20 protein-coding genes, 1 tRNA gene and 2 pseudogenes are annotated in these 23,991 nt (G+C 66.8%); 15 read left to right on the top strand and 8 right to left on the bottom strand.

What is annotated here, in order from left to right:
* Nucleotide 1: 1 nt before the first annotated feature.
* From GOAMR_RS25955 to GOAMR_RS24590, 7 genes and pseudogenes are all read left to right on the top strand, one after another.
* Nucleotides 2-1,195: pseudogene (locus GOAMR_RS25955) on the top strand (SpnB-like Rossmann fold domain-containing protein); the annotation flags it as partial.
* A pseudogene (locus GOAMR_RS00260) lies at nucleotides 1,172-3,652 on the top strand (type I polyketide synthase); the annotation flags it as partial. The pseudogenes GOAMR_RS25955 and GOAMR_RS00260, both read left to right, overlap by 24 nt.
* A gap of 54 nt (nucleotides 3,653-3,706) precedes the next feature.
* Entirely contained in the window at nucleotides 3,707-4,645 is a 939-nt protein-coding gene (locus tag GOAMR_RS00255) for an LLM class F420-dependent oxidoreductase (protein ID WP_005181029.1), read from the top strand.
* A gap of 138 nt (nucleotides 4,646-4,783) precedes the next feature.
* Entirely contained in the window at nucleotides 4,784-5,941 is a 1,158-nt protein-coding gene (locus GOAMR_RS00250; RefSeq protein WP_005181027.1) for an LLM class flavin-dependent oxidoreductase, read from the top strand.
* A gap of 45 nt (nucleotides 5,942-5,986) precedes the next feature.
* The gene (locus GOAMR_RS00245; RefSeq protein WP_005181025.1) at nucleotides 5,987-7,192 is read left to right on the top strand and encodes a cytochrome P450; all 1,206 of its coding nucleotides are present in this window, start codon (nucleotides 5,987-5,989) and stop codon (nucleotides 7,190-7,192) included.
* A gap of 102 nt (nucleotides 7,193-7,294) precedes the next feature.
* Nucleotides 7,295-7,741: a nuclear transport factor 2 family protein gene (locus GOAMR_RS00240; RefSeq protein WP_005181023.1), complete on the top strand. Its 447-nt coding sequence runs from the start codon at nucleotides 7,295-7,297 to the stop codon at nucleotides 7,739-7,741.
* 107 nt (nucleotides 7,742-7,848) lie between these two features.
* Nucleotides 7,849-7,989, top strand: a complete 141-nt coding sequence (locus GOAMR_RS24590) for a hypothetical protein (protein WP_211599596.1) — start codon at nucleotides 7,849-7,851, stop codon at nucleotides 7,987-7,989.
* 87 nt (nucleotides 7,990-8,076) lie between these two features.
* Here GOAMR_RS24590 and GOAMR_RS00235 read toward each other — a convergent pair.
* Nucleotides 8,077-8,152, bottom strand: a tRNA-Thr gene (locus GOAMR_RS00235).
* Between the two features lie 109 nt (nucleotides 8,153-8,261).
* On the opposite strand from GOAMR_RS00235, the gene GOAMR_RS00230 reads away from it, so the two are divergent.
* Nucleotides 8,262-8,558: a 4a-hydroxytetrahydrobiopterin dehydratase gene (locus tag GOAMR_RS00230; protein ID WP_005181020.1), complete on the top strand. Its 297-nt coding sequence runs from the start codon at nucleotides 8,262-8,264 to the stop codon at nucleotides 8,556-8,558.
* Nucleotides 8,559-8,650: 92 nt separating this feature from the next.
* Here GOAMR_RS00230 and GOAMR_RS00225 read toward each other — a convergent pair whose 3' ends face one another.
* Complete coding sequence (locus GOAMR_RS00225) at nucleotides 8,651-9,877, bottom strand: NAD(P)-dependent malic enzyme (RefSeq protein ID WP_005181017.1); 1,227 nt, start codon at nucleotides 9,875-9,877, stop codon at nucleotides 8,651-8,653.
* Between the two features lie 287 nt (nucleotides 9,878-10,164).
* On the opposite strand from GOAMR_RS00225, the gene GOAMR_RS00220 reads away from it, so the two are divergent.
* From GOAMR_RS00220 to GOAMR_RS00210, 3 genes are read left to right on the top strand one after another with little or no spacing between them, the layout of a single operon-like run.
* Entirely contained in the window at nucleotides 10,165-10,845 is a 681-nt protein-coding gene (locus GOAMR_RS00220; RefSeq protein ID WP_005181015.1) for a GntR family transcriptional regulator, read from the top strand.
* Complete coding sequence (locus GOAMR_RS00215; RefSeq protein ID WP_005181006.1) at nucleotides 10,842-12,107, top strand: MFS transporter; 1,266 nt, start codon at nucleotides 10,842-10,844, stop codon at nucleotides 12,105-12,107. Before GOAMR_RS00220 ends, GOAMR_RS00215 begins: the two co-directional genes overlap by 4 nt.
* Nucleotides 12,108-12,143: 36 nt before the next feature.
* Entirely contained in the window at nucleotides 12,144-14,201 is a 2,058-nt protein-coding gene (locus GOAMR_RS00210) for a DUF6541 family protein (protein WP_005181004.1), read from the top strand.
* A 51-nt stretch (nucleotides 14,202-14,252) separates the two neighbouring features.
* Here GOAMR_RS00210 and galE read toward each other — a convergent pair whose 3' ends face one another.
* A complete protein-coding gene (galE, locus tag GOAMR_RS00205; RefSeq protein ID WP_040513924.1) occupies nucleotides 14,253-15,272 on the bottom strand; it encodes a UDP-glucose 4-epimerase GalE in 1,020 nt (339 codons plus the stop codon).
* An 84-nt stretch (nucleotides 15,273-15,356) separates the two neighbouring features.
* Between galE and GOAMR_RS00200 the strand changes: the two genes are divergently transcribed.
* Complete coding sequence (locus tag GOAMR_RS00200) at nucleotides 15,357-16,241, top strand: alpha/beta hydrolase (protein ID WP_005181001.1); 885 nt, start codon at nucleotides 15,357-15,359, stop codon at nucleotides 16,239-16,241.
* 124 nt (nucleotides 16,242-16,365) lie between these two features.
* Here GOAMR_RS00200 and rfbB read toward each other — a convergent pair whose 3' ends face one another.
* Entirely contained in the window at nucleotides 16,366-17,367 is a 1,002-nt protein-coding gene (rfbB, locus tag GOAMR_RS00195) for a dTDP-glucose 4,6-dehydratase (protein ID WP_040513923.1), read from the bottom strand.
* A gap of 75 nt (nucleotides 17,368-17,442) precedes the next feature.
* Between rfbB and rfbA the strand changes: the two genes are divergently transcribed.
* Nucleotides 17,443-18,318 carry a glucose-1-phosphate thymidylyltransferase RfbA gene (gene rfbA, locus GOAMR_RS00190; RefSeq protein WP_005180998.1) on the top strand — a complete coding sequence of 292 codons (876 nt, stop codon included), beginning with the start codon at nucleotides 17,443-17,445 and terminating at the stop codon, nucleotides 18,316-18,318.
* On the top strand, nucleotides 18,318-18,941 hold the full coding sequence (locus GOAMR_RS00185; RefSeq protein ID WP_005180996.1) for a dTDP-4-dehydrorhamnose 3,5-epimerase family protein: 624 nt from the start codon (nucleotides 18,318-18,320) through the stop codon (nucleotides 18,939-18,941). Before rfbA ends, GOAMR_RS00185 begins: the two co-directional genes overlap by 1 nt.
* A gap of 146 nt (nucleotides 18,942-19,087) precedes the next feature.
* On the opposite strand, the gene GOAMR_RS00180 is transcribed toward GOAMR_RS00185, so the two are convergent.
* The gene (locus tag GOAMR_RS00180) at nucleotides 19,088-19,444 is read right to left on the bottom strand and encodes a DUF2304 domain-containing protein (RefSeq protein WP_005180993.1); all 357 of its coding nucleotides are present in this window, start codon (nucleotides 19,442-19,444) and stop codon (nucleotides 19,088-19,090) included.
* 4 nt (nucleotides 19,445-19,448) lie between these two features.
* A complete protein-coding gene (gene ppgS, locus GOAMR_RS00175; protein WP_005180992.1) occupies nucleotides 19,449-20,249 on the bottom strand; it encodes a polyprenyl-phospho-N-acetylgalactosaminyl synthase PpgS in 801 nt (266 codons plus the stop codon).
* A gap of 102 nt (nucleotides 20,250-20,351) precedes the next feature.
* Between ppgS and GOAMR_RS00170 the strand changes: the two genes are divergently transcribed.
* Nucleotides 20,352-21,194, top strand: coding sequence for a glycosyltransferase family 2 protein (locus tag GOAMR_RS00170; RefSeq protein WP_005180989.1), 843 nt, complete (start codon nucleotides 20,352-20,354; stop codon nucleotides 21,192-21,194).
* Here GOAMR_RS00170 and GOAMR_RS00165 read toward each other — a convergent pair.
* Together GOAMR_RS00165 and GOAMR_RS00160 are read right to left on the bottom strand one after the other, a co-directional pair.
* Nucleotides 21,139-22,386: a polysaccharide biosynthesis protein gene (locus tag GOAMR_RS00165; protein ID WP_005180987.1), complete on the bottom strand. Its 1,248-nt coding sequence runs from the start codon at nucleotides 22,384-22,386 to the stop codon at nucleotides 21,139-21,141. The two genes, GOAMR_RS00170 and GOAMR_RS00165, sit on opposite strands and share 56 nt — an antisense overlap.
* A 182-nt stretch (nucleotides 22,387-22,568) precedes the next feature.
* Nucleotides 22,569-23,930 carry a M1 family metallopeptidase gene (locus tag GOAMR_RS00160; RefSeq protein WP_005180984.1) on the bottom strand — a complete coding sequence of 454 codons (1,362 nt, stop codon included), beginning with the start codon at nucleotides 23,928-23,930 and terminating at the stop codon, nucleotides 22,569-22,571.
* Nucleotides 23,931-23,991: the final 61 nt, after the last annotated feature.

Genomic DNA, 23,991 nt, shown 5'->3' with positions numbered 1-23,991 from the left:
GGTGGCGACCCGTGACGAGGATGTCGTCGATCTGTATGACGCACCGGTCTGGGGTTTGTTGCGGACTGCGCAGATGGAGAACCCCGATCGGATAGTGCTGGTGGACGTCGCTGATTGGGGACAGGTCGACGTGGCTGTCTCTGCGGCACAGATGGCCGGCGAGCCGCAGTTGGCCCTGCGTGACGACTTTGTCGTCGTGCCACGGCTCGTGCGCGGACAAGGTGCATCATGTCTTGACCTTCCCGCCGCCGGAACCAACTGGAGTCTCACGAGTCTTGGCACAGGGACGCTGGATGCGACAGGGCTGTCCTTGCGGGCGACCTCGAACGGAAGCGAGGAACTCGGTCCGCGTGAGGTCCGGTTGGGTGTGCGCGCCACCGGCGTGAACTTCCGGGATGTGCTGATAGCGCTGGGTACCTACCCCGACGGACAGGCGGCGGTGGGTGCCGAAGGCGCGGGTGTCGTGCTCGAGGTGGGCGCGGATGTCGACGACCTCGTACCGGGTGACCGGGTGATGGGTCTGTTCGCCGGTGCCGGACCGGTCATCGTGACCGATCACCGTACGCTCGCACCGATTCCAGACGGGTTGACCTTCGCGCAGGCCGCAGCCATTCCTGCGGCATTCCTCACGGCGTACTACGCATTGGTCGACGTTGCGCAGGTGCGGACAGGCATGCGAGTTCTCGTGCATGCGGCGACCGGTGGCGTCGGTATGGCGGCGGTCGCGCTGGCCCGTCATTGGGGTCTGGAGGTCTTTGCCACCGCAAGTCCCGCCAAATGGGAGAACCTACGGGAACTGGGCTTCGATGACACGCATATCGGGTCGTCACGAACGGCCGACTTCGAACACCGATGCCGAAAACAGTTCGGTGCCACCGGAGCCGACGTGGTGGTCAACTCCCTCACCGGGGACCTGGTGGATGCATCCCTCCGGGTGACCGCGCCTGGCGGCATATTCATCGAGATGGGCAAGGCGGACCTGCGTGATGAGGCACAGGTAGCAGTTGACCATCCGGGCGTCCGCTACCGATCGTTCGACCTGACGACGGTTGGCCAGGACCGATTGCGACAGATGCTCCATGCGATCGTCGAACTGTTCGACTCGGGTGCGGTGCGTCCGCTTCCAGTTCACGCCTGGGACATGCGCGCGGCACCCGAGGCATATCGGTTCATGGCACAGGCGAGGCATGTCGGTAAGCTCGTGCTCACCGTTCCGCGTGCCATCGACCTGGCGGGAACCGTGCTGATCACCGGTGGAACCGGCATGATCGGGACACTGTTGGCCCGGCACCTGGTGGTCGACGTCGGTGTCCGGAACCTCCTCCTCATCGGGCGCCGGGGGCAAGCGCCGGCTCCAGAAGTCGCCGCAGAGCTGGATGCGCTGGGCGCCACCGTCACCGTCGCCGCGTGCGATGCAGCGGATCGTGACGCGCTGACACACGAACTCGCCCGGATCTCTCCGGCACACCCGTTGACCGCCGTGGTTCACGCGGCCGGAGTCCTCGACGACGCGGTATTCGGTGAGGTGACCGAGGAATCGCTGGACAATGTCATGCGGGCGAAGGTCGACGCTGCATGGAATCTGCACGAGCTGACGCGCTCAAGCGATCTCGCGGCATTTGTGCTGTTCTCGTCGATCGCGGGTGTAGTCGGCTCGTACGGCCAGGCGAACTATGCGGCGGCAAATGTGTTCCTGGATGCGCTTGCGCAGCGTCGGCGATTCGAAGGATTGCCTGCGGTGTCGATGGCGTGGGGTCAATGGGCACAGCCCAGTGGGATGACCGGGCACCTTGCTGACCGTGACATCATTCGCCTGAGTCGAAATGGCATGGTGCCGTTGGCGGGTGACGACGGCATGCGCCTGTTCGACCTGGTGCTGCCGACCGCGAGCTCGCTCGTGGTGCCGGCTCAGATCGATGTGGCCGGGCTCGCTACCACCGGCATGGTGCCCGCGATCGCGCGAGACCTGGGGATATCACTGCGGACGGAGCGGCGCCGAGAGGTCGCGGCACCGGCAACGCGGGACGTCGAACGCACCGCAGCCGAGTGGGAACAGCACATGCTCGATGTCATCGTCGAGCATGCCTGTGCCGTGCTGGGGGTGGGATCGGACAGGATCGGAGTGGATCTCGCCTTCACCGACCTCGGATTCGATTCCCTGAGCGCGGTGGAGTTTCGTAATCGACTACAGCGTGCGATGGATCTGCGTGTGTCCGTGACGGCGGTCTTCGATCATCCGACACCTCGGCAGCTCGCTCGTCACATGGCGGCAGCAGCCATGCCCTCGTCGGCCGCGGCCGCTACGAATGGGGCGGCCACGGCCGTCCGCAGCGACGATGATCCGGTGGTCATCGTCGGTGCGAGTTGTCGGTACCCAGGTGGTATTGATTCCCCGGACGCGCTATGGGACGTCGTCGACGGTGGGCTCGATGTCCTTGGCGACTTTCCGGAGGATCGTGGGTGGAATCTGTCGGATCTATTTCATCCGGATCCCGACCATGCCGGGACCACGTATGCCCGTGCGGGCGGATTCCTCACCGGAGTAGCCGATTTCGACGCCGACTTCTTCCGAATCAGTCCCCGCGAGGCGTTGGCGATGGATCCTCAGCAACGGATGTTGCTCGAGGTGACGTGGGAGGCGTTGGAACGTGCGGGTATCGATCCGTCGTCGCTGCAGGGGAGTGATACCGGCGTATACGCGGGCATCACCTATGCGGATTACGCAGCCCGGATGATCAATGATGCGCCACCGGAAGCCGAGGCATACCTGGGTGAGAGCACGACCTTGAGCCTTGGCTCCGGGCGGATAGCCTATTCGCTAGGCTTGTCGGGTCCGGCGTTGACGATTGATACCGCGTGCTCGTCATCGCTGGTGGCAATGCATCTGGCGGTGCAGTCGTTGCGTTCGGGGGAATGTTCGATGGCTTTGGCATGTGGAGCGACGATCATGGCCACGCCCGGATTGTTCATCGGTTTCGCACGAAAACGAGGGCTCTCCGTTGACGGTCGATGCAAGGCCTTCGCTGATGCCGCGGACGGTACCGGATTCTCTGAAGGAGTCGGTGTTATTGTGCTGGAGAGGCTTTCGGACGCGGTCCGACTCGGCCATCCGGTCCTCGCAATGGTCGCCGGTTCGGCGGTCAATCAAGATGGCGCGAGCAACGGCATCACGGCACCGAACGGTCCGGCGCAGCAGAATGTCATCCGTGCCGCGCTGGCTGATGCGGGACTCGAACCGAAAGACGTCGATGTCGTCGAGGCCCATGGCACCGGCACGACATTGGGAGATCCGGTTGAGGCGCAGGCGTTGCTAGCCACTTACGGTCAGGGCCGCCCGGCGGACCGCCCATTGCGGTTGGGATCGGTGAAGTCGAACATCGGACACACCCAGGCGGCGTCGGGTGTGGCCGGCGTCATCAAAATGCTCGAGGCTATGCGCCACGGCGTGCTGCCGGCGACCCTGCATGTCGACCGCCCTAGCAGACACGTGGACTGGGAGACCGGTGCGGTGAGTCTGCTGACCCAGGCACAGGTATGGTCCGACGCGACAGGTCCACGCCGAGCCGGAGTGTCGTCATTCGGATTGAGCGGGACAAACGCGCACGTGATCTTGTCAGATCTCCCACCGGTCGGATCCGGCATGGCGGAGCGCGCCGGGAGCGACCGATGAGCAGTTGCGACAGCGAGTTTCAGGCGAACTCAGTCGATGGCGACCAAGGTATATGACGGCAGGGGAATCATGAAGTTTGGAATTCTGTTCGCGAACACCGGACAGATGGGCGACCCGGAGTCCGCTCTGGGACTCGCGAAGGCTGCCGAGGATCTGGGGTTCGAGTCTCTTTGGGCCAGTCAGCATGTCGTGATCCCTTCGGGCTACTCGTCACCATGTCCGTATACGGCGAACGGACGCATGCCGGGCGGGGACGAGATGCCGATTCCAGACCCGCTTATCTGGCTTGGCTATGTGGCTGCGGTGACCGACCGGATTCGCCTCGCCACGGGCGCCGTCATCGCGCCGTTGATGAATCCTGTTGTGCTGGCGAAACAGGTCGCTACACTCGACCACTTGAGCGGTGGCCGTGTGGATTTGGGGATCGGGTTGGGTTGGATGCGTGAGGAGTTCGAGGCTCTCGGTGTGCCGTTCGACGGGCGGGGGCCCCGCACCGACGAGTACATCGGCGTGATGCGTGCTCTATGGTCGGGGAACGCGGCGACCTATCACGGTCGCCACATCGATTTCGACGACTGCATTATGCGACCTGCACCCCATCAGAACTCCGTTCCGATTCACATCGGCGGTGATTCGGTCGCGGCCGCGCGTCGAGCCGGGAGGCTGGGTGACGGTTACCTGCCGATGACGCGAGATGCCGGTACGCTACGGCGGCTTCTGGCGGAAACCCGGAACGCTGCGGCGGTCTCGGACCGCGACATGGATGACATCGAGGTGACGGTGACCTCCACGCTCATCGGAAAGAACGCGGCCGCAGAGCTGGAAGGCTACCGAGAACTTGGGGTTGACCGGATCCTGGTGCCCGCCGGAATGTTCTTCACCGACCTTGAGGCGGGAATGCGTCGCTACCGGGACGAGGTGATGGCACCGATGAACGGCGATCATGCGCAGACGATCAACGTCCCGTCGACCTGAGAAGTGAATGAGTGCAGGTTATCTGGATTCACTGAATCCGCCTGGCCAGGTCGGTCGAGAGCTGAGCCAACCGTCGGTCAGTGGCTGAACATCATCCGATGTGTCAAAAGAACACAACCTACAACAAGAGGAAAAACTATGTCGCGTCTCCGTTTTGGATACTTTGTCGCACCGTTCCACCGGGCAGGTACAAACCCGACCCTTGCGTTGCACAGTGATCTGGACTTCATCGAACACATCGATGCATTGGGCTACGACGAGGTCTGGCTCGGCGAGCATCATTCGGCGGGTAGCGAGATCCTCAGCTCACCAGAGGTGTTCATCGCCGCAGCGGCCGAGCGGACGAAGAACATCCGGTTTGCCACGGGAGTGATCTCACTCTCGTACCACAATCCTCTGTGGGTGGCCGACCGACTGGTGTTGCTCGATCACCTGACCCGCGGACGGGTCATCGGCGGATTCGGGCCGGGCTCGTTGCCGACTGACGCCGGAATGATCGGTCTGACGCAGCAGGATACGCGTGAACTGCTGGAGACAAACCTGGACATCGTGGTCCGACTTCTCAACGGGGAGACCGTGAGCGCCAAGACCCGCACTCACGAGCTGGTCGACGCGCGGCTGCAGCTTGCCCCGTACACCGACGGCGGTATGCCTCTCGCGGTCGCGGCGGTCTCCTCGCCCACCGGCGCCCGGTTGGCCGGCAAGCACGGTATCGGACTCATCTCGATCGGCTCGACGTTGACGATCGACAGCTTCAGCGCACTCTCCTACCACTGGGGCATTGCGGAAGAGCAGGCGGCGGCGTTCAACACTCAGATCGACCGTAAGAACTGGGCGTTGGCGGGCCCGTTCCACATTGCGGAGACCGAGAAGCAGGCTCGTGAGGAGGTCAGGTACGGCATCGAATCCTGGTTCCGGTACTTCCAGAAGGTGGCAGCGTTCCCCCATCTGACCATGCCGGGGCAGGAGATCGATGAGATGATCACGATCATCAATGACCTTGGTGCCGGTGTGATAGGTACTCCGGAACGTGCGCGCGAACAAGTTCAGCGGTTGTGGGATCAATCCGGGGGCTTCGGCTGCATGCTGCAGATGGCTCATGAATGGGCAAATCCGGCGGCCACGAAGCGTTCGGCCGAACTATTTGCAGCCGAAGTGGTTCCGCACTTCCAGGGTCAGGCACAGCCCACCCTGGATGCTGCCGCACGTGCGGCAGCGGTGCGCGATGATCTCGCGCAGAAGCACCAGCAGGCGATCGATCACGCGACTCAGAAGTACTTTGCCGAGACGTCCTGAAGCCGAGCCGGAATTCTTGCGACTCGCGGAGGAAAGGGATCTTTCATGCTGAAGGATAAACTGGAGTTCGACCCGTTCTCGGATGACTACTTCAATGGTGCTTATGAAACGTATCGAAGGATGCGCGAGGAGGCGCCGGTCTACTACAGCGAAAAATATGACTTCTATGCGCTGAGTCGACACGCCGACGTCGCCGATGGGCATAAGAACTTCGAGACGTATTCATCTGCGGACGGTGTGGATCTCGGTTCGATACAGTCCGGGCAGCCGCCGATGCATAAATCGATCATCGTCATGGATCCGCCCGAGCATCGAAACATGCGAGGCTTGGTCAACAAGGTATTCACGCCGCGGGCGATCGGTGAACTGAAGCCGTTGGTCACCGACTTGATCGATCGTCATCTCGGTGCCGCCGACCCCGCGAATTTCGATGTCGTTCAGGACTTCTCGGCGCTGTTTCCGATCGAGGTAATCACCACGATGCTGGGTGTTCCGGAAGAGCGCCGAGGTCAGATCAGGCTCTGGCTCGATGAGTTCCTTCATCGTGATCCCGGTGAGGTGAAGATCTCGGAGGCGGGGCTACAGGCCGCGCTGCAGATGGTGGTCGTCTACTACCAGGTCGTGAAGGAGCGACGAGCGTGTCCGCGCAACGACATGATCAGTGACCTCGTGTCCGCCCGGGTGCGGCGTGAGAACGGTGAATTGACCGGTCTGGACAATACGGAGATTGCTCAGTTCGCCCTGGTCTTGGGTGGTGCGGGCGCGGTAACTGTCACCCGCCTCGTGGCGAGTATGGCGGTGCTGTTCGCGCAGCACCCTGAGCAGTGGGAGAAGCTGCAGGCCGACCGCAGCAAGATACCCGCAGCAGTGGAAGAGGTTCTCCGCTTCGAGCCACCGACGCAGTACAACGTACGGCGCAGTACCAAAGACGTGACTCTGCACGGCGTGACGATTCCGGCCGGTAAACCGGTGTTCGTCCTGATAGGCGCAGCCAACCGTGATCCCGATGTGTGGTGCGACCCCGACGTCTTCGACATAGACCGTGAACGCGTGCGGGCGCAGAATCTGGGGTTCGGAGTCGGGATTCACACGTGCCTTGGTGCGGCCCTGGCGCGGATGGAAAGTGTCATCGCATTGGAGCGACTCCTCGATTACATGCCGCGGTACGAAGTTGATTGGGACGCATGTCGGCGAGTGAATATGCAGAATCTGGCAGGGTGGAGTAATGTGCCGGTTCGAGTAATACGGTAGAATTTTCGTTTCCGGTGAGCGTAGGTTATTGCGTGTGGGCGCGAGAGATCTGCCCACGATCTGTATGTGTTTTGTCCATTGGTCGAGTAGAGGAGATGAGAAATGTCGGATGTTGACGCTTTCGATGGTGTTGTCAAGAAATATCTGAATGCGGTAGCGGATCAGAATTTTCAACAATTCGGTGAGCTGATCACCGAAGATTGCGAATTCACCCTCGTTCCCATCGGCTACACCTGGCGTGGTCGAGAGCAAGTCATCGGTGCCCTCACCGTCTCAGGGGATGGTGAGGGCACCGGCGGCGGGCGCAAGGTTCGGATCACGAATTCGTTCGCAAACGCCGACCAGGTGCTGCTCGAATACGAGCGTGAGGCGACCATCGCCGGTCGGACGATCGTCATCGACGGATATTGCTGGATTGCGCATATCCAGGATGGGCGTATCGACTCCGTCCGTGAATACATCAACCCGAGCAATCCGGTCATCGCGTTGGCGATGACCTTCGTGTTGCGTGTCTACCCGCGACTGACCCGCCGCAAAGCGAGGCGCTGACGTAGATCGGCAGCGTGCAGCGACAATCCGCTTGATCGAACTCGGGGTTCGTCGCAACAGCAAGCTTGGCGATCGAATCCTCTGCATCCGTTGTCGCGGTCTCACGCATGCTCGGCCACCAGGACGCATCGACCACGCTGCGGCATTACGCCGGCCTGTTCCCGGACACCTTCGACGACATCGCCGGACGTATGGATATCGCCATCAAACGCGTACTGACACCGGACACCGACGACGACAGCGAGTGAAGTACCGACATCACACCACCACCAAACCGGTGGCGGTGACCACAGGGAGGCAGTGTAGAGCCAAAACCAGCTCTGACCTGCTCTTTTTGGAGCCGCCTAGGGGAATCGAACCCCTGACCTATTCATTACGAGTGAATCGCTCTACCGACTGAGCTAAGGCGGCGTGCTGCGTTGGGCAGCGGGTACGAGTGTAGCGACTGGTGGCGCCGAATCAAAAACGGGACCGCGTGGCGCTCTTTCGCCGGTCGGGGGTGTTCAGGCACCCTGGGGCCATGTCTGCTTTACCGATTTCCGAATCCGAGGCCGCGCGGTCCGTTCCCGGGCCGTGGCAGGTCGCCGACGGTGTGCTCGTCGCCGACTACACGACGTCGAACATGGTGAAGGGAGGGGAGTTCGTGGCGCGCATCATCGACGCCGCCGAGGAACTCAACCACCATCCCGACATCGACCTGCGGTATTCGACGGTGCATCTGGCGTTGCTCACGCACAGCGTGGGCGCGCTCACCGAACTCGACGTCGAGCTGGCGCAGGCGATCAGCGAGATCGCCACGGAACTCGGACTCGGCTGACCCACCGAACAAGGACCGCCCCGGGCGGGCGCGCCGCTGCGGATACGCATCGGCGCCCTGCTCCGGGGCGGATTCTTCTTCCGTGAAGAAACTCAGACGATGCCTTCGGCGCGGGCCGCCTCGGCGACGGCCGCGGCCACCGCGGGCGCCACCCGGCGGTCGAGGGCGCTGGGCACGATCTGGTCGGGCCGCAGGTCGTCGGCGACCACCGACAGGATGGCGTCGGCGGCGGCGATCTTCATCCGCTCGGTGATCCGCTTGGCGCCGGCGTCGAGCGCCCCGGCGAACACTCCCGGGAAGGCCAGCACGTTGTTGATCTGGTTGGGGAAGTCGCTGCGACCGGTCGCGACGATCGAGGCGTACTTGGCGGCCACCTCGGGACGGATCTCCGGGTCCGGGTTGGACATGGCGAAGATGATCGGGTCCTTGGCCATCGAGGCGATGAGTTCCTCGGCGATGGTGCCCGCGGACACGCCGATGAACACGTCGGCGCCGGCGAGGGCCTCGGCGGCACCGCCCTGCAGGGCGCGCGGGTTGGTGCGCTCGGCGAGTTCTTCCTTGAACTCGTTGAGGTCCTTGCGGTGCAGGCTGACGATGCCCTTGGAGTCGAGGACGACGATGTCGGTGACACCGGCGGCGAGCAGGATGTTGGCGCAGGCCACACCCGCGGCGCCCGCGCCGGAGATGACGACCTTCTGCTCGCGGATGTCGCGGCCGAGCACCTGGACGGCGCCGCGCAGCGCGGCCAGCGTCACGATGGCGGTGCCGTGCTGGTCGTCGTGCATGACGGGGCAGTCGAGGGCCTCGATGACGCGGCGTTCGATCTCGAAGCAGCGCGGCGCGGAGATGTCCTCGAGGTTGACGGCGCCGAAGCTCGGGCGCAGCCGGATCAGGGTCTCGACGATCTCGTCGGGATCCTTGGTGTCGAGGACGATCGGGATCGAGTTGAGGCCGGCGAACGAGCGGAACAGGGCCGATTTGCCCTCCATCACCGGCAGCGAGGCGCGCGGGCCGATGTCGCCGAGGCCCAGCACCGCCGAGCCGTCGCTGACGACGGCCACGAGGCGTTCGGTCCAGGTGTATTTGTTGACGAGTTCGGTCTCGGCGGCGATGGCGCGCGAGACCTGTGCGACGCCGGGCGTGTAGGCGATGGACAGGTCGCGCTGGGTGTCGATCGGCGACCGCAGTTCGACGGACAGTTTGCCCCCGACGTGTGCGAGGAAGATCTCGTCGTCGGTGATGGGCAGTTCGGCGATCGTCGGCTGTCCGGGGGTGCCGGTGGTGCCGGATGCAGAGTTGTTGCTGGCCGTGCTGGTCACGGTGGTCCTCCCTCAAGGTCCGGCAGGCGGCCGGACTTTCTGTTCTCGCCCCTGGTTGGGCCCGGGGGCGAGTCTGTCAGTGCGCGATGACGGCTGTGCTGCGGACTTCTCGCATTGCCGCGCCTCGCGTGTGCGTTCGAGCGGGGTGAGCTCGCGTGGTCGGCGCTCGCGCATGTGATGCGCATCGCGTGGCGGGTGTGATTATCGCACTTCCCGCAGGTCCGGTGTGAAGGCCTCCCGGCATTCACGGTGGCAAACCCGCCGTGCCGTCATCTAAGATACAAGTTGTGTCTAAGTCAGTTGAGGCCCTGTCGGCCGCCGGACGGGTCTACCACGAGGTCAAGGAATCGATCCTGTCCAACCGGATCTCCGGTGGTGAGCTGATCAGCGAGGGCGAGATCGCGGGGCAGTATCACGTCAGCCGCACCCCGGTCCGTGAGGCGTTCCTGCGCCTCGAATCCGAGGGCTGGATGAAGCTCTACCCCAAGCGGGGCGCCCTGGTACTGCCCATCGCCGACGACGAGGCCGCCGAGGTGGTCGAGGCCCGCATCCTGCTCGAAGGTCACGCGGTGCGGTCCATCGCCGGTGACCGGGCGGCCGTCGACGCCCTGGTCACCGCGCTGCGCGCCAACCTCGACGACCAGCGCGGCATCGACCCCGCCGACGTCGCGGCCTTCGCCAAGGTCGACGCCGAGTTCCATCAGCTCATCGCCGCCGCCGGCCGCAACCGGCTGCTGTCGGGCTTCTACACGAGCCTCGGGGAGCGGCACCGTCGGATGACCACCGCCAGCGTCCACCGCCGCGCGGGCACCCACCAGCGCATCCTCGACGACCACCACGAACTGATCGCCGCGATCGCCGACGCCGACGCCGCCGAGTTCGTCGCCGCGCTCGACCGGCACCTGCTCGCGGTCCACGGCGTCGGCACAGGCATCGGCACCCGGCCATCAGAAGGAGAACAGCGGTGAGTGCGTCCACGGAGGCCCGGACGATCCCGGGCGGCACGGCGTCGGCGACGGGCCGCTGGATCCCGGTGTCGCTGGCCGTGTTCGCGTCGGCGTGGGGCGGCAACGAGTTCACCCCGCTGCTGGTCATGTACCGCGAGAACGGCGCGCTGTCCGACGTCGCCGTCGACGGTCTGCTGTTCACCTATGTGCTCGGCATCGTCCCGGCGCTGCTGATCGGCGGCCCGCTGTCGGACCGGCTCGGCCGCCGTCCGCTGATGTTCCCGGCGCCGATCTTCGCCGCGCTCGGCTCGCTGCTGCTGGCGCTTGGTTCCGAATCGCTGCTGCTGATGTCGCTGGGCCGGGTGTTCAGCGGTGTCGCGCTCGGCCTGTCGATGGCGGTCGGCGGCAGTTGGATCGCCGAGATCAGCCGGCGTGCGGGCGCCGCCAACCGGGCCGCCACCCGCGCCGCGATGAGCCTGACCGCCGGATTCGGTCTCGGTGCGGGTCTGGCCGCGGTGCTCGCGCAGTGGGCGCCCTGGCCGCACGTGCTGGCGTACGCGGTCAACATCGCGCTGTCGCTGATCGCGCTGGTGCTGCTGCCGCGCGCACCCGAGACCCGCGAACGCACCGCCGGTGCGGGCAGCCTCGTCGACGACCTCAAGATCGCCGGCCTGGCCCATCCCCGGTTCCTGTTCATCGTGCTGCCCGTCGCGCCGTGGGTGTTCGGCGCCTGCGCCACCGCGTACGCGATCATCCCGTCGCTGATGACCGACAAGACCTCCAGCGCCCCGATCGCGTTCGCCGGTCTGTGCTGCCTGCTCGGGCTGGGCGTCGGCTTCGGTATCCAGATCATCGGGCGCCGCATCGACCGGCCCGGCACCGTCCGGGGTGCGGGAATCGCGCTGATCCTGGTGGCCGCCGGGATGGGGCTGTCGGTGCTCACCGCGCAGACGCTGACGATCTGGGTCTCGCTGGTCGCCGCGGCCGTGCTGGGCTGCGGCTACGGCATGGCCGTTCTGTCCGGGTTGCTGGAGGTGCAGCGGCTGGCGAGCGCCGACAACCTGGCCGGTCTGACCGCGGTGTTCTACTCGGCCACCTATCTCGGCTTCGCGATGCCGATGCTGCTGGCGTTCATCTCCGAGACGTGGCCGGCGGTGACCTATCCGATGATGTTCGGTGTCGGGGTGGCGGCCGCGCTGACCTGCCTCGTCGTCGTGATCGCGGCCCATCGCCTCCACCCGGCCGGGCCGCGGGTCACCGATATCGCCACGCCCGCGGAGTAGCCTGCGGTAGCCGGAGAGGCTACCGAGGAGGCGCGGATGTTGTTGGCGGCGTGGGTCACTGTGGTCACAGCTGTGGCGCTGGTGGTGCCGGGGGCCCTCACCGGCAGGGTTCTGTACCTGCCGTGGCCGGTGGCCATCGCCGCGGGACCACCGATCACCCTCGCCGTCGTCGGGCTCTGGTCGGTCCTGTACGGGTTCGTCGACATCCCGTGGAATCTGCCCACCGCACTCGTGGCGCTGGCGCTCACCCCGGCCGTGTGCCTGCTGGGCACGCGGTTGATCGCCCGTCGTACGCGGCCGCCCGCACCATCGGACGACCCTGAGACCGGCCCCGACCGGTCCGGTCTGCTCGCGCTCGCCGCGGGTATCGGCCTGGCCGCGGTGACCGTGGTCATCACCTGCGTCCGGCCGATCGTCAACGCCCGCTTCGCCGGACTCGGCAACATCACCCAGGTGTGGGACGCGTTGTGGCATGCGAGTTCACTGCGCTTCATCCACGAGACGGGGGTGGCGTCGTCGTTGCGTATGGGTGAGCTGATGAACGTCGACAGCCACGGCTTCAACTACTACCCCGACACCTGGCACGCGCTCGGCGCGATCCTGATGCCGGTCACCGGCGCCGATCCCGTCGAGCTATACAACACGTATTCACCGGCCGCTCTCGCGATCACGGTGCCGTTCGGGGTGGCCTCGCTGGCCTACTGGTGTGCCCGGCACCGCCTCGCCCCGACGCCGTCGGCACAGGTCGCCGGCATCGCCGCGGCGGTGTCCTCGCTGTTCCCGTCGTTGCCGTATGTCGAGGTCGCCACCACCTCGGTGCCCAACGCGGTGGGTGTGTCGATGGCCCCGATCGCGGCGGTCCTGGCGATATCCGCGGCCGGCAACAGGCGCAACTTCCCGAACGCGGCATCGTCGGCGATCAGCGCCACCCGCGACCGGCGGCGCATCGCCGCTGCCGCCCTGGCCGTCTCCGGGGTCACCGCGACCCACCCGTCGGGGCTGGTGCTGTTCGCCGTGATCGTCGGGCTGTGGTGGCTCCTCGAAGCCGGCAGCAGGCTCCGGGCACTCGGCGCGCTCGCGGTCACCGGCGTCGGCGCGCTCGTGCTGATCGCCCCCGTCATCTACGGCACCACCAAGATCGCCGAGAACAACGAACTGTCCGGATTCGACTCCCGCGTCGACGATGCGACTGTGTGGAAGGCGCTGGGGGAGGCGCTGTTCAACGGCACCGCACCGCTCGGGCACCGGTATCCGCTGTGGTACCTGGTGATCCCCGCACTGCTCGGGCTGGTGCTGCTCGCATGGTGGCGATGCTGGGCACCGCTGGCCGCGTGGGTGCTGTTCGTGCTGGTCACCGCCAACTCGGTGGTCGCGCTCGGCCCGCTCGACGGTGTGCTCAGCGCCTTCGGTGGCTACTTCTACAACTCCGGGCACCGGCTCACGTTCGTCGCAGCGATGTTCTCGGCCGTCGCGGCCGGCGTCTGCGTGGGGGCGGCGGCGCTGTGGGTGGCGGGGTGGTGGCGGCGCCGGGGGACGGTGTCGGTGCGGCTGCGCCTGGCCGTACCCGCGGCGATGGCGCTCGTCCTGGCCGTGGTCGCCGGGGCCGCGGTGGGTGGCTATCACGACAACTCGCGCACCGCCGCCCGCCAGCGCACCGCCAAACGTATCGGCCCCGACGACCTCGCCGCCTACCACTGGCTGGCCCGGCAGCCGGGCGCCCGTGGGTCGCTGATCCTGAACAACCTCGATCAGGGCACCGGCTGGATCTACCCGGTCACCGGGCTCACACCGCTGTTCCCGTTCTACCGGGCCAACGAGTGGTCACCCCGGCAGCGTCAGGTGTACTGGGGCACCCCGAACATCGGCCGCGACCCGCACGTCGACCAACTCGTCCGCGACATGCACATCCGCTACGTCATCGACAGCCCGCCGAGCTACTGGAATTTCCAGAACGGCGTCCCCCGGCCGGGCCGTAAGGGCGACCCGTTCCTGGCGTTGCGCCGCCAGACCCCACCCGGCCTGACCGAGGTCTTCCGCCGGGGCGACGCCACCGTCTACAAGGTCGACGCCGACGTCCTCCGGGGACGTGTCTGAAGGCTCGCCTCTCCCTTCGCCGGTTGAGGTGGGGGCTCGGAAAGGGTGGCGTCAGGCGTCGGGGTAGCCGTCGGGGTTGGCCGACTGCCAGCGCCAGGTGTCGGCGCACATGTCGTCGATGGTTTTGGTTGCCGCCCAGCCCAACTCCCCGTTGGCCTGGGTCGGGTCGGCGTAGGAGGCGGCGATGTCACCGGCCCGGCGCGGGGCGATCTTGTACGGAATCGGCCGCCCACTGGCCTTTTCGAACGCCGCGATCACCTCCAGCACTGAAACACCTTGTCCGGTACCGAGATTCCACACCGAGAACGGGTTATCACCCGCAGAGATGCGGTCGAGGGCGGCGATGTGCCCGGCCGCGAGGTCGTCGACGTGGATGTAGTCGCGCACCCCGGTGCCGTCGGGGGTGTCGTAGTCGTCGCCGAACACCGACAACTTGTCGCGGCGGCCCACCGCCACCTGCGCGACGAATGGCATCAGGTTGTTGGGGATGCCGCTGGGATCCTCGCCGATGGTGCCGCTCGGGTGGGCACCCACCGGGTTGAAGTAGCGCAGAGCGGCGATACGCCAGCTGTCGTCGGAGGCGGCCACATCGCGCAGCACCTGCTCGATCATCACCTTGGTCCAGCCGTACGGATTGGTCGCCGACGTGGGCAGTTCCTCGGTCATCGGCAGCACGGGGTCGGCCCCGTACACCGTTGCCGACGACGAGAACACCAGCCGCCGCACCCCGTGCGCGCCCATCGCCCGCAGCAGCGCGAACGTCGAGTCGAGGTTGTTCTGGTAGTAGTCGAGCGGTTTGGCCACCGACTCACCGACAGCCTTGAACCCGGCGAAGTGGATCACCGCGTCGATCGGTTCGGCGGCGAAGAACTGTTCGGTCTTGTCCAGGTCGGTGAGGTTGAAGCCGTGCACCGGGATCGTCGTGCCGGTCAGCGCCTCCAACCGGCCGACAACAGTCGGCTTGGAGTTGCTGAAATCGTCGACCACCACCACGTCGTGTCCGGCCTCGACGAGCTGGACGACGGTGTGGGAGCCGATGTAGCCGGCTCCGCCACTCACTAGTACTCGCATGGTCCCCACACTAGGGCGCATGTCTGAAAACGGGCAGGGCATAGACTGTGATTTCGGTTGTGACGGTCGGTGGGAGGGACATTGATGAGGCGTTCGGATGTCGAGTTCGCCTCCGGCGGTGTCCCGTGCCGCGCCTGGCTGTACGAGCCGGACACCGGAAACCGCCCGCCGATCATCGTGATGGCCCACGGCCTCGGCGGGGTCCGCGAGATGCGTCTTGACGCCTTCGCCGAACGGTTCGCCGACGCCGGATACGCCTGCCTCGTCTTCGACTACCGCCATTTCGGCAGCAGCGCCGGACTGCCGCGCGGCCTGCTGTCGGTGCGCCGCCAGCGTGAGGACTGGTCGTCGGCGATCGCCTTCGCCCGGTCGCTGCCGCAGGTCGACGGCTCCCGGGTGGTGCTGTGGGGCACCTCCTTCGGCGGCGGTCACGTGCTGGCTGTCGGTGCCCGCGAGCGGGTGGCGGCGGTGATCGCGCAGTGCCCGTTCACCAGCGGCGTGGCGTCGGCGCTGGCGATGGAGCCGCTGGTCGCGGCGAAGGTGACCGCGTTGGCACTCGCCGACCTGGCCGCGGCCGTCGTGCGCCGTGGCCCGGTGCGGGTGCCGCTGGCCGCGCACCCCGGATCAACCGCGCTGATGACCGCCCCCGACGTGATGGACGGCTACCTGGCGCTGGTGCCCGACGGCCTCGACTTCACCGACGCCGTCGCCGCCCGCATCGGCCTGGTCATCCCGCTGCTGTCCCCGGCCCGCGCCATGCGCAAGGCCCACGCGCCGACGCTGGTCTGCGCCTGCGACCGCGACACGGTGGCCCCGGCCGGACCGACGATCAAGGCCGCCGAGGCCGCCCCGAAGGTCACGCTCAAACGCTACGACGAGGGCCACTTCGACATCTACGTCGGCGACGCCTTCGAGGCCGTGATCGCCGACCAGGTCGACTTCCTCGACCAGATCGTTCCCCTCGACTGATTCCGCGGTCGCGACCGGGAGGCCGAAGCGGCCCGGCTGGTGAACCTGCTTGATCCCTGAGGCCGATGCGACGAAGGAGGGAGGGGCACGAAGGGTCCGCCGAGATCAGCGCATGACGTCACCGTCACAGGACCTGTTCGGTGGCCGCGTACCTGGCCTCCGCCGCCACCTTGCTCGCCTCCCACCAGCCGGGGTTGGCGCGGTACCAGTCGATGGTGGCGGCCAGCCCGGACCGGAAGTCGACGTACTGCGGCGACCAGCCGAGTTCGGTGCGCAGCCGGGTGGAGTCGATCGCGTAGCGCCGGTCGTGGCCGGGCCGCTCGGTGACGAAATCGAACGCGTTTGCCGGCTGTCCGAGCAGGTCCAGCACCGTTTCGACGACGGTCCGGTTGTCCACCTCGCCGTCGGCGCCGATCAGGTAGGTCTCGCCGATCTGCCCGCGGTCGATGATCGTCCACACGGCGTCGTTGTGGTCGTCGACGTGGATCCAGTCGCGCACGTTGCGGCCGTCCCCGTACAGCCGGGGCCGCACCCCCGACAGCACGTTGGTGATCTGTCGCGGGATGAACTTCTCGACGTGTTGGTACGGCCCGTAGTTGTTGGAGCAGTTGGAGATGGTGGCCGCGACCCCGAACGACCGCACCCATGCCCGCACCAGCATGTCGCTGCCGGCCTTGGTGGCCGAGTACGGGCTCGACGGGTTGTAGGGGGTGGTCTCGGTGAACCGGGCCGGGTCGTCGAGTTCGAGATCGCCGTACACCTCGTCGGTGGAGATGTGGTGAAAGCGCACCCCGTGCCTGCGCACCGCTTCGAGCAGCGTGTACGTGCCGATCAGGTTGCTGTGCACGAACGGCGCCGGGTCGCTGAGGGAGTTGTCGTTGTGGGTGTCGGCGGCGAAATGCACCACCAGGTCGGTCTTGCCCACCAGCTCGTCCACCACACCGGCGTCGGCGACGTCGGCCTTGACCAGTTCGACCCGGTCGCCGACGGAGTCGAGGGCGGCCGGATTGGCGGCATAGGTGAACTTGTCGATCACGGTGATCTCGGCGTCGGGGCGGGTCGCGAGCGTGCGCAGCACGAAGTTGCCGCCGATGAAACCAGCCCCGCCCGTCACCAAAACCCGCATCCTGACCCTCTCGTTCGTCCGTCCGAGCACCCAGGCTACCGATGACGCGGCGCCGCATGCCCTACGCTGGCCCTCGTGCGCGGAATCATTCTGGCAGGCGGAACAGGATCGAGGCTGCACCCGATCACGCAGGGGGTGAGCAAGCAACTCATCCCCGTCTACGACAAGCCGATGATCTACTACCCGCTGTCGACACTGATGCTGGCCGGGATCCGCGACATCCTGATCATCACCACCCCGCACGACGCCCCGGCCTTCCGGCACCTGCTCGGCACCGGCGAACAGTTCGGCATCTCCCTGTCGTACGTGGCGCAGCCCTCGCCCGACGGTCTGGCGCAGGCGTTCCTCCTGGGTGCCGACCACATCGGCGACGACTCGGTGGCACTGATCCTGGGCGACAACATCTTCTACGGGCCGGGCCTGGGCAGCCGGTTGCGGGGTTTCGAGAACATCGACGGCGGTGCGATCTTCGCGTACCGGGTGGCCGATCCGGGCGCCTACGGGGTGGTCGATTTCGACGAGCACGGGGTGGCGCGCTCGCTGGAGGAGAAACCGGCACAACCCAAGTCGGACTACGCGGTGCCGGGCCTGTACTTCTACGACAACGAGGTGGTCGAGATCGCGCGTGGCCTGAAACCCAGTGCGCGAGGCGAATACGAGATCACCGACGTCAACTCGCACTATCTGGAACGGGGCAAACTGGCCGTCAAGGTGCTGCCCCGTGGCACCGCCTGGCTCGACACCGGAACCTTCGACTCGATGCTCGACGCCGGCAACTTCGTGCGCACCGTCGAACAGCGACAGGGACTGAAAATCGCTGTGCCCGAGGAGATCGCCTGGCGCAGCGGCTTCATCGACGACGACGAGCTGCGCGCCCGGGCACGGCCGCTGCGCAAGTCCGGTTACGGTGACTATCTGCTCGAGATCCTCGAGCGCGGAAAGGGATTCTGATGCGGGTACGGCCGCTGGCCATCGCCGGGGCGTGGGAGATCACCCCTGTGCTGCACGGTGATTCGCGGGGACTGTTCACCGAGGCGTTCAAGGCCGACCTGTTGTCGGAGATGATCGGGCACCGCTTCGACCTCGCCCAGGTCAACCTGTCGGTGTCGGCGGCCGGGGTGCTGCGCGGCATCCACTTCGCCGACGTCCCGCCCGGCCAGGCCAAGTACGTCACCTGTCCGTCGGGGGCGATCCTCGACGTCATCGTCGACATCCGGGTCGGCTCACCGACTTTCGGTCAGTACGACACGGTGCTGCTCGATGACGTCGATCGCCGGGCGGTGTACCTGTCGGAGGGTCTCGGGCATGGATTCTGTGCGCTGGCAGACGGTTCCACCGTCACCTACCTGTGTTCTACCGGGTATGACCCGTCGGCCGAACACGGCATCAACCCCCTCGATCCGGCCCTGGGTATCGACTGGCCCACCACCGCCCGTGACGGCACCCCGCTGACGTACTCTCTGTCCGACAAGGACACGGCCGCACCGTCATTGGCCGATGCCGCCGCCTCCGGCCTGCTGCCGGACCACGACGACGTCGCCGCGTATCTCCGGTCACTCGCCGGCACTCCCTGATCCACCGCCCCTCGCTGGTTGAGGTGTGAGGTCGCCCAGCGACCGAGCCTCGAAGCCTCGTGAGGTGACAGTGTCCGGTGACCGGGTTTCGAGGCTCGTCGCTTGCGCTCCTCACACCTCAACCAGCGAGGGGTTGGGTGTGTGGGTCACGCGGCCGGGTGATCGTTCCGTTCGTCGGCCTCGGCGTTCTGCAGCGCGACCGCCCGGGCGAGCCGCGCGAACCGGATCTCCAGCTCCCGGAATCGCAGGTAGCTGGCGACGGTGGTGAACGCGAACACGATGACCAGGCAGTACAGCATGAGGTCGGTGCCGCGGCCCACGTCGACCCAGCCGGCGATGACGGTCAGGTCGTCGGGGCGGATCATCGCGTACACCCCGAACGCCACGAACGCCACGAACAGCAGTTTGAACCCCGCCGACGCCCGCGCGTTGCCGCGGTTGGTGACGAAGAACCAGACGAGGCCCGCCGCGGCGGCGATCAGCACGATCTGGATGACGAGCATCGGGTTACCTCCTCAGCCGTGCGTGCAGCAGGCCGTCGGCCAGGATGTTGACGCCGTTGAACAGCGATTGTCCTTTGGCGCGTGAGTATTCGGTGTACAGGATGGTGACGGGTTGTTCGGCGACCCGCCACTTGTGCCGGTCGATCAGCCCGACGAACTCGGAGGCGTGACTCATCCCGTTCATCAGCAGGTCGAGCTTGTCGGCGACGGTCCGGTTGAAGGCACGTAACCCGTTGTGCGCGTCGGTCAGTCCCAGCCTGCGGTTCCGGAGGCTGAGAAATACGATGCTGCGCAACACGATCCGGCGTAGCAACGGAACCGACCGGCTCTGCTCGCCGCCGAACCGGGTACCGATGACGATGTCGACGGGTTCGGTGCGCAGCCTGCCGATCATCGCCTCGACGTCGGGCACCTGATGCTGGCCGTCGGCGTCGAAGGTGACGAAGTAGCGTGCGCCGGGTTGCTCCCGCGCGTACTCGACACCGGTCTGGATGGCCGCCCCCTGTCCGAGGTTGATGGGGTGGCGCACGATCCGCACCCCGGGCGCCACCTGCTGCGCCGCCTTGATCTGAGCGACCGAGCCGTCGCTGCTGCCGTCGTCGACGCACACGATGTGGCCGAAGGTGTGTGAGGCGTTGACGACGACGTCACGGATCACGGGCGCCTCGTTGTACACGGGCACGATCAGCCATACCTCCGGGTTGGGAATCCCGGGGACACGGGGGCTGCCGGGGACTCCGCCGGGCTTGCCGCAATTGCCGTCCTCTGTCGCGGGCCTCGGGGTCTGTGAGGCGCCGTCGACCATGTCCTCGACCTTAGCCCCTACCGCGCGGTACCCGGCGGCACCACGCCCGTACTCGCGCGCCCGGAGCCGCGCCACGGTCACCGACCCACTAGTGTTGGTCGGGTGCTGGTCGACGTCATGATGCCGTTCTACGGCGACTTCACGCAGTTCCGGCAGGCCGTGCTCAGCGTTCTGTACCAGACGCACCGCAACTTCCGGATCACCATCGTCGACGACTGCCACCCCGACGACGCACCGCGCCGCTGGGCCGAGTCCCTCGCGGACGAGCGGGTCGTCTACCTGCGCAATGAGACCAACCTGGGTGTCAACGCCAACTTCCGGCGCTGCGTCGAACTCGTCACCGCCGACTACTTCGTCGTGATGGGTTGCGACGACGCGATGGGACCCGGCTACCTGGCCCGGGTGGTGGAACTGGCCGCCACCTATCCACGGGCGGCGGTGATCGCGCCGGGCGTGCAGATCATCGACGACACCGGTGCGGTGGTGCGACCACTCGGCGACCGCATCAAGCGCCGGCTGGCCCCGCGCGAGGCGGTGGTGCTGTCGGGGCAGGACCTGGCGGTGAGCCTGCTGCACGGCAACTGGACGTACTTCCCGTCGCTGCTGTGGCGCACGGAGTCGGTCCGCGAGGTGGGCGAGTCGGGCTTCCGCGAGGGACTCGACGTGGTGCTCGATCTCGCGTTACTGCTCGACCTGACGGTCGCAGGGGGAGCGCTCGTCTACGACCCGCGGGTGGTGTTCTCCTACCGGCGGCACGCGGCGTCGGTGAGTTCGGTGCTGGCCGTCGACGGTGACCGGTTCACCGAGGAATCGGACTTCTTCGCCGCCGAGGCGCGACGCTATGCGGCGCTCGGCTGGCCGCGGGCCGAGCGGGCCGCGAAACTGCACCTCACCTCACGTCTGCATCACGCTCTGGCCCGGCTGCGGGCGGTGCGCCACCGCTGACCCCGCGCAGCTGCAGCAGCCCGGCCACATGCACGGCCACCCCGATGAGGGGGCCGACGACCAGCGCGAGCGTCACCCGGGTGACCTGCCCGGCCGGGATGGTCAGCAACAGGATCGACGCCGCGGTGGCCGCCCACCAGCCACCCGCGTACCAGCGGTGCAGGTGCGCCGACAGCGCGGCGGCCCCCGTCACCGTGAGCACCGCGAGCGATCCGGCGCCGAGGGTGAAGCCGGCCAGGGCGGTCCCGCTCAGCTCGAAGCCGGCGCCGAACACCGAGGTCAGCAGCCACGGCCCGATCACCCACGCCAGGCCCGCCCCGGCCACGGCGACACCCGTGAGCGCCGCCACCGGAACGGCCAGCGCCCGCCCCAGCTGTCCGTGCGCGGCGACGAACCGGGTGATCAGCACCCCCTGAAAGCTGTTCAGCGGCACCAGCAGCGGCGCCCGGGTCAAGGTGACGGCGAGGATGATCGCGCCCCGCACGTCCGCGGCGTCGCCGTCGTGCCGGGTCAGGTTGATGAGCACCGGAAAACCCATCACCAGTACGGCCGCAGCCGCAGCGGCGGCCATCGCGGTGAGCGTGTTGACGGTCAGCGTCCGGTTCGCCACATCACCGGCGAGTCCCAGCGCCTCCCGGGCCGCCACTGAACAGCAGCAGACGAGGATCCACGACAACGTACCCAGCACGGTGATCACCAGGAACGCGGGCAGCCCCCACCGCGTGAGGGTCGCGACCACCGCCGCGCCGAGCCGGATCAGCGCGTCGACGCACAGCAGCGCCGCGAACACCGGCCAGCGTCCCGACCCGGACAGCACCCCCGCCAGATGCGCGTAGATCGCGAAACCGGCGACCCCGGCCACCAGCAGCCCCACCGACAGCCAGGTGTGCTCGGGGAACAGATGCGGCGCCCACAGCGGTGAGGTGACGGCCACCGCGGCGGCCAGCCCGAGTCCGACGAGCGCGTTCACCCGCAGCGGCCTGCCCGCGCCGGCGCCGTGCTCGGCGCCCGCCGACACCGCCCGCGCCGTCTCCTGCAACTGCCCGTTCTGGGTGCCGGTGACCATGCCGTACGCGGCCCAGAACACCGCGAACACGCCGTACCCGGTGGCCCCGAGATCGCGCGCCGCCAGCAGCAGCACCAGATAACCCGACGCGGCGGCGACGATCGTCGCAATAGTCACCTTGGTCATCGCAGGGCCTCCTCGCCGGTTGAGGTGTGAGGAGCGCTAGCGACGAGCCTCGAAACCCCGCGAGCCGACAATGTCATCTCACCGGGTTTCGAGGCTCGGTCGCAGGGCGACCTCGCACCTCAACCGACGAGTGGGGCACCTCAACCGACGAGTGTGGCACCTCAACCGACGAGGGGGAGGCTTCACTTGCCCGGACCCGGGTATGGCGGCAGGGCGGGGGTGAACAGCCACTGCTGCCACAATTCGCCGAGCGGTTCGGTCGAATAGTTGGCGGCCAGCGAGATGAAGTCCTCGGTGGTGGCGGTGCCGTACCGGTACTTCTCGGTCCAGCGGCGGATGAGGGCGAAGAAGTTGCCATCACCGATTCGCAGCCGCAGCGCGTGCAGGGTGATCGCGCCGCGCTTGTACACCCAGTCGTCGAACATCTTCGCCGGGGTGGGGTCGGCCAGCGGCACCCGCACCGCCGTCGACCGCAGTTTCTGGTAGTACTTGCGGGCGCATTCGTCGGCCGACGGCCCGCCCGAACGCTGGCTCCACAGCCATTCGGCGTAGCAGGCAAAACCCTCGTGCAGCCAGATGTCGCGCCAGCGTTCCAGGGTCACCGAGTTGCCGAACCACTGATGCGCCAGCTCGTGCGCCACCAGCCGCTCCGAATGCCGGCTGCCGTCGCAATGATTGGCGCCAAACGTCGAAAAGCTCTGTGCCTCAATGGGAATGTCCAGCTCATCGTCGGTGACGACGACGGTGTACCCGGGGAACGGGTACGGCCCGAACATCTCGGTGAACGCGTCGATCATCTCGAGCTGCCTGCCGAAGTCGACGTCGAAGTCACGGCTCAGTCGCGGTGGGAAGATCGCGTGCACCGGAAACGGCTTCTGCCGCAGGCTGACCCGCTTGTACTGGCCGATCTGCACCGACGCCAGATAGGTCGACATCGGTTCGACCTGCTGATACACCCAGGTGGTGCGTGAGCCGCGCACCCGCTTGTCCACGAGCGTCCCGTTGGCGAGCGCGTAGTACGGGCTGTCGGTGGTGATCGAGATCCGGTACGGCGCCTTACAGCTGGGGTGGTCGTCGCACGGGAACCACGACGCCGCGCCGTTGGGCTGGTTGGCGCACAGCGACCCGTCGGTCAGTTCCTCCCAGCCGACCTCGCCCCACGCGCCGCTGATCGGCCGTGGCGACCCGGTGTAGCGCACCGCGACGGTCAGCGCGCCGCCCGGTGGGATCGCGGCGTCGGGGGTGACGGCGAGTTTGCTGTCGCGGTGGGTGTAGCGGGCGCGTTTGCCGTTGACGCTGACCCGGCTCACCCGCATCGCGGCGGCCAGGTCGAGGGTGAAGCGCCGCAGTTCCCGGTACGAGGTGGCGGTCAGCGTGGCGGTGCCGTCGAGCCGGTTGCTGGCGACCTTGTACTCGAGTTCGAGGTCGTAGCGCAGCACCCGGAAGCCCAGGTTGCCGTTGTTCGGCAGATACGGGTCGAGTGCGTCCGACGGTGCGCCGAGTAGGGGCGTTCCTGGCGTTCGGCGGCCCGACTTACCCGGCACGCATCGCTCCTTCACTGCTCGATCTCGTCCACTGCGAGTGTTTCATGGTCGCCGCGACATC

Origin of the sequence: Gordonia amarae NBRC 15530 (assembly GCF_000241345.1) — a bacterium.
Taxonomy (GTDB): Bacteria; Actinomycetota; Actinomycetes; order Mycobacteriales; family Mycobacteriaceae; genus Gordonia; species Gordonia amarae.
The sequence above is the reverse complement of the archived record's forward strand: the minus strand, read 5'-3'. Positions and strand labels throughout refer to the sequence as shown.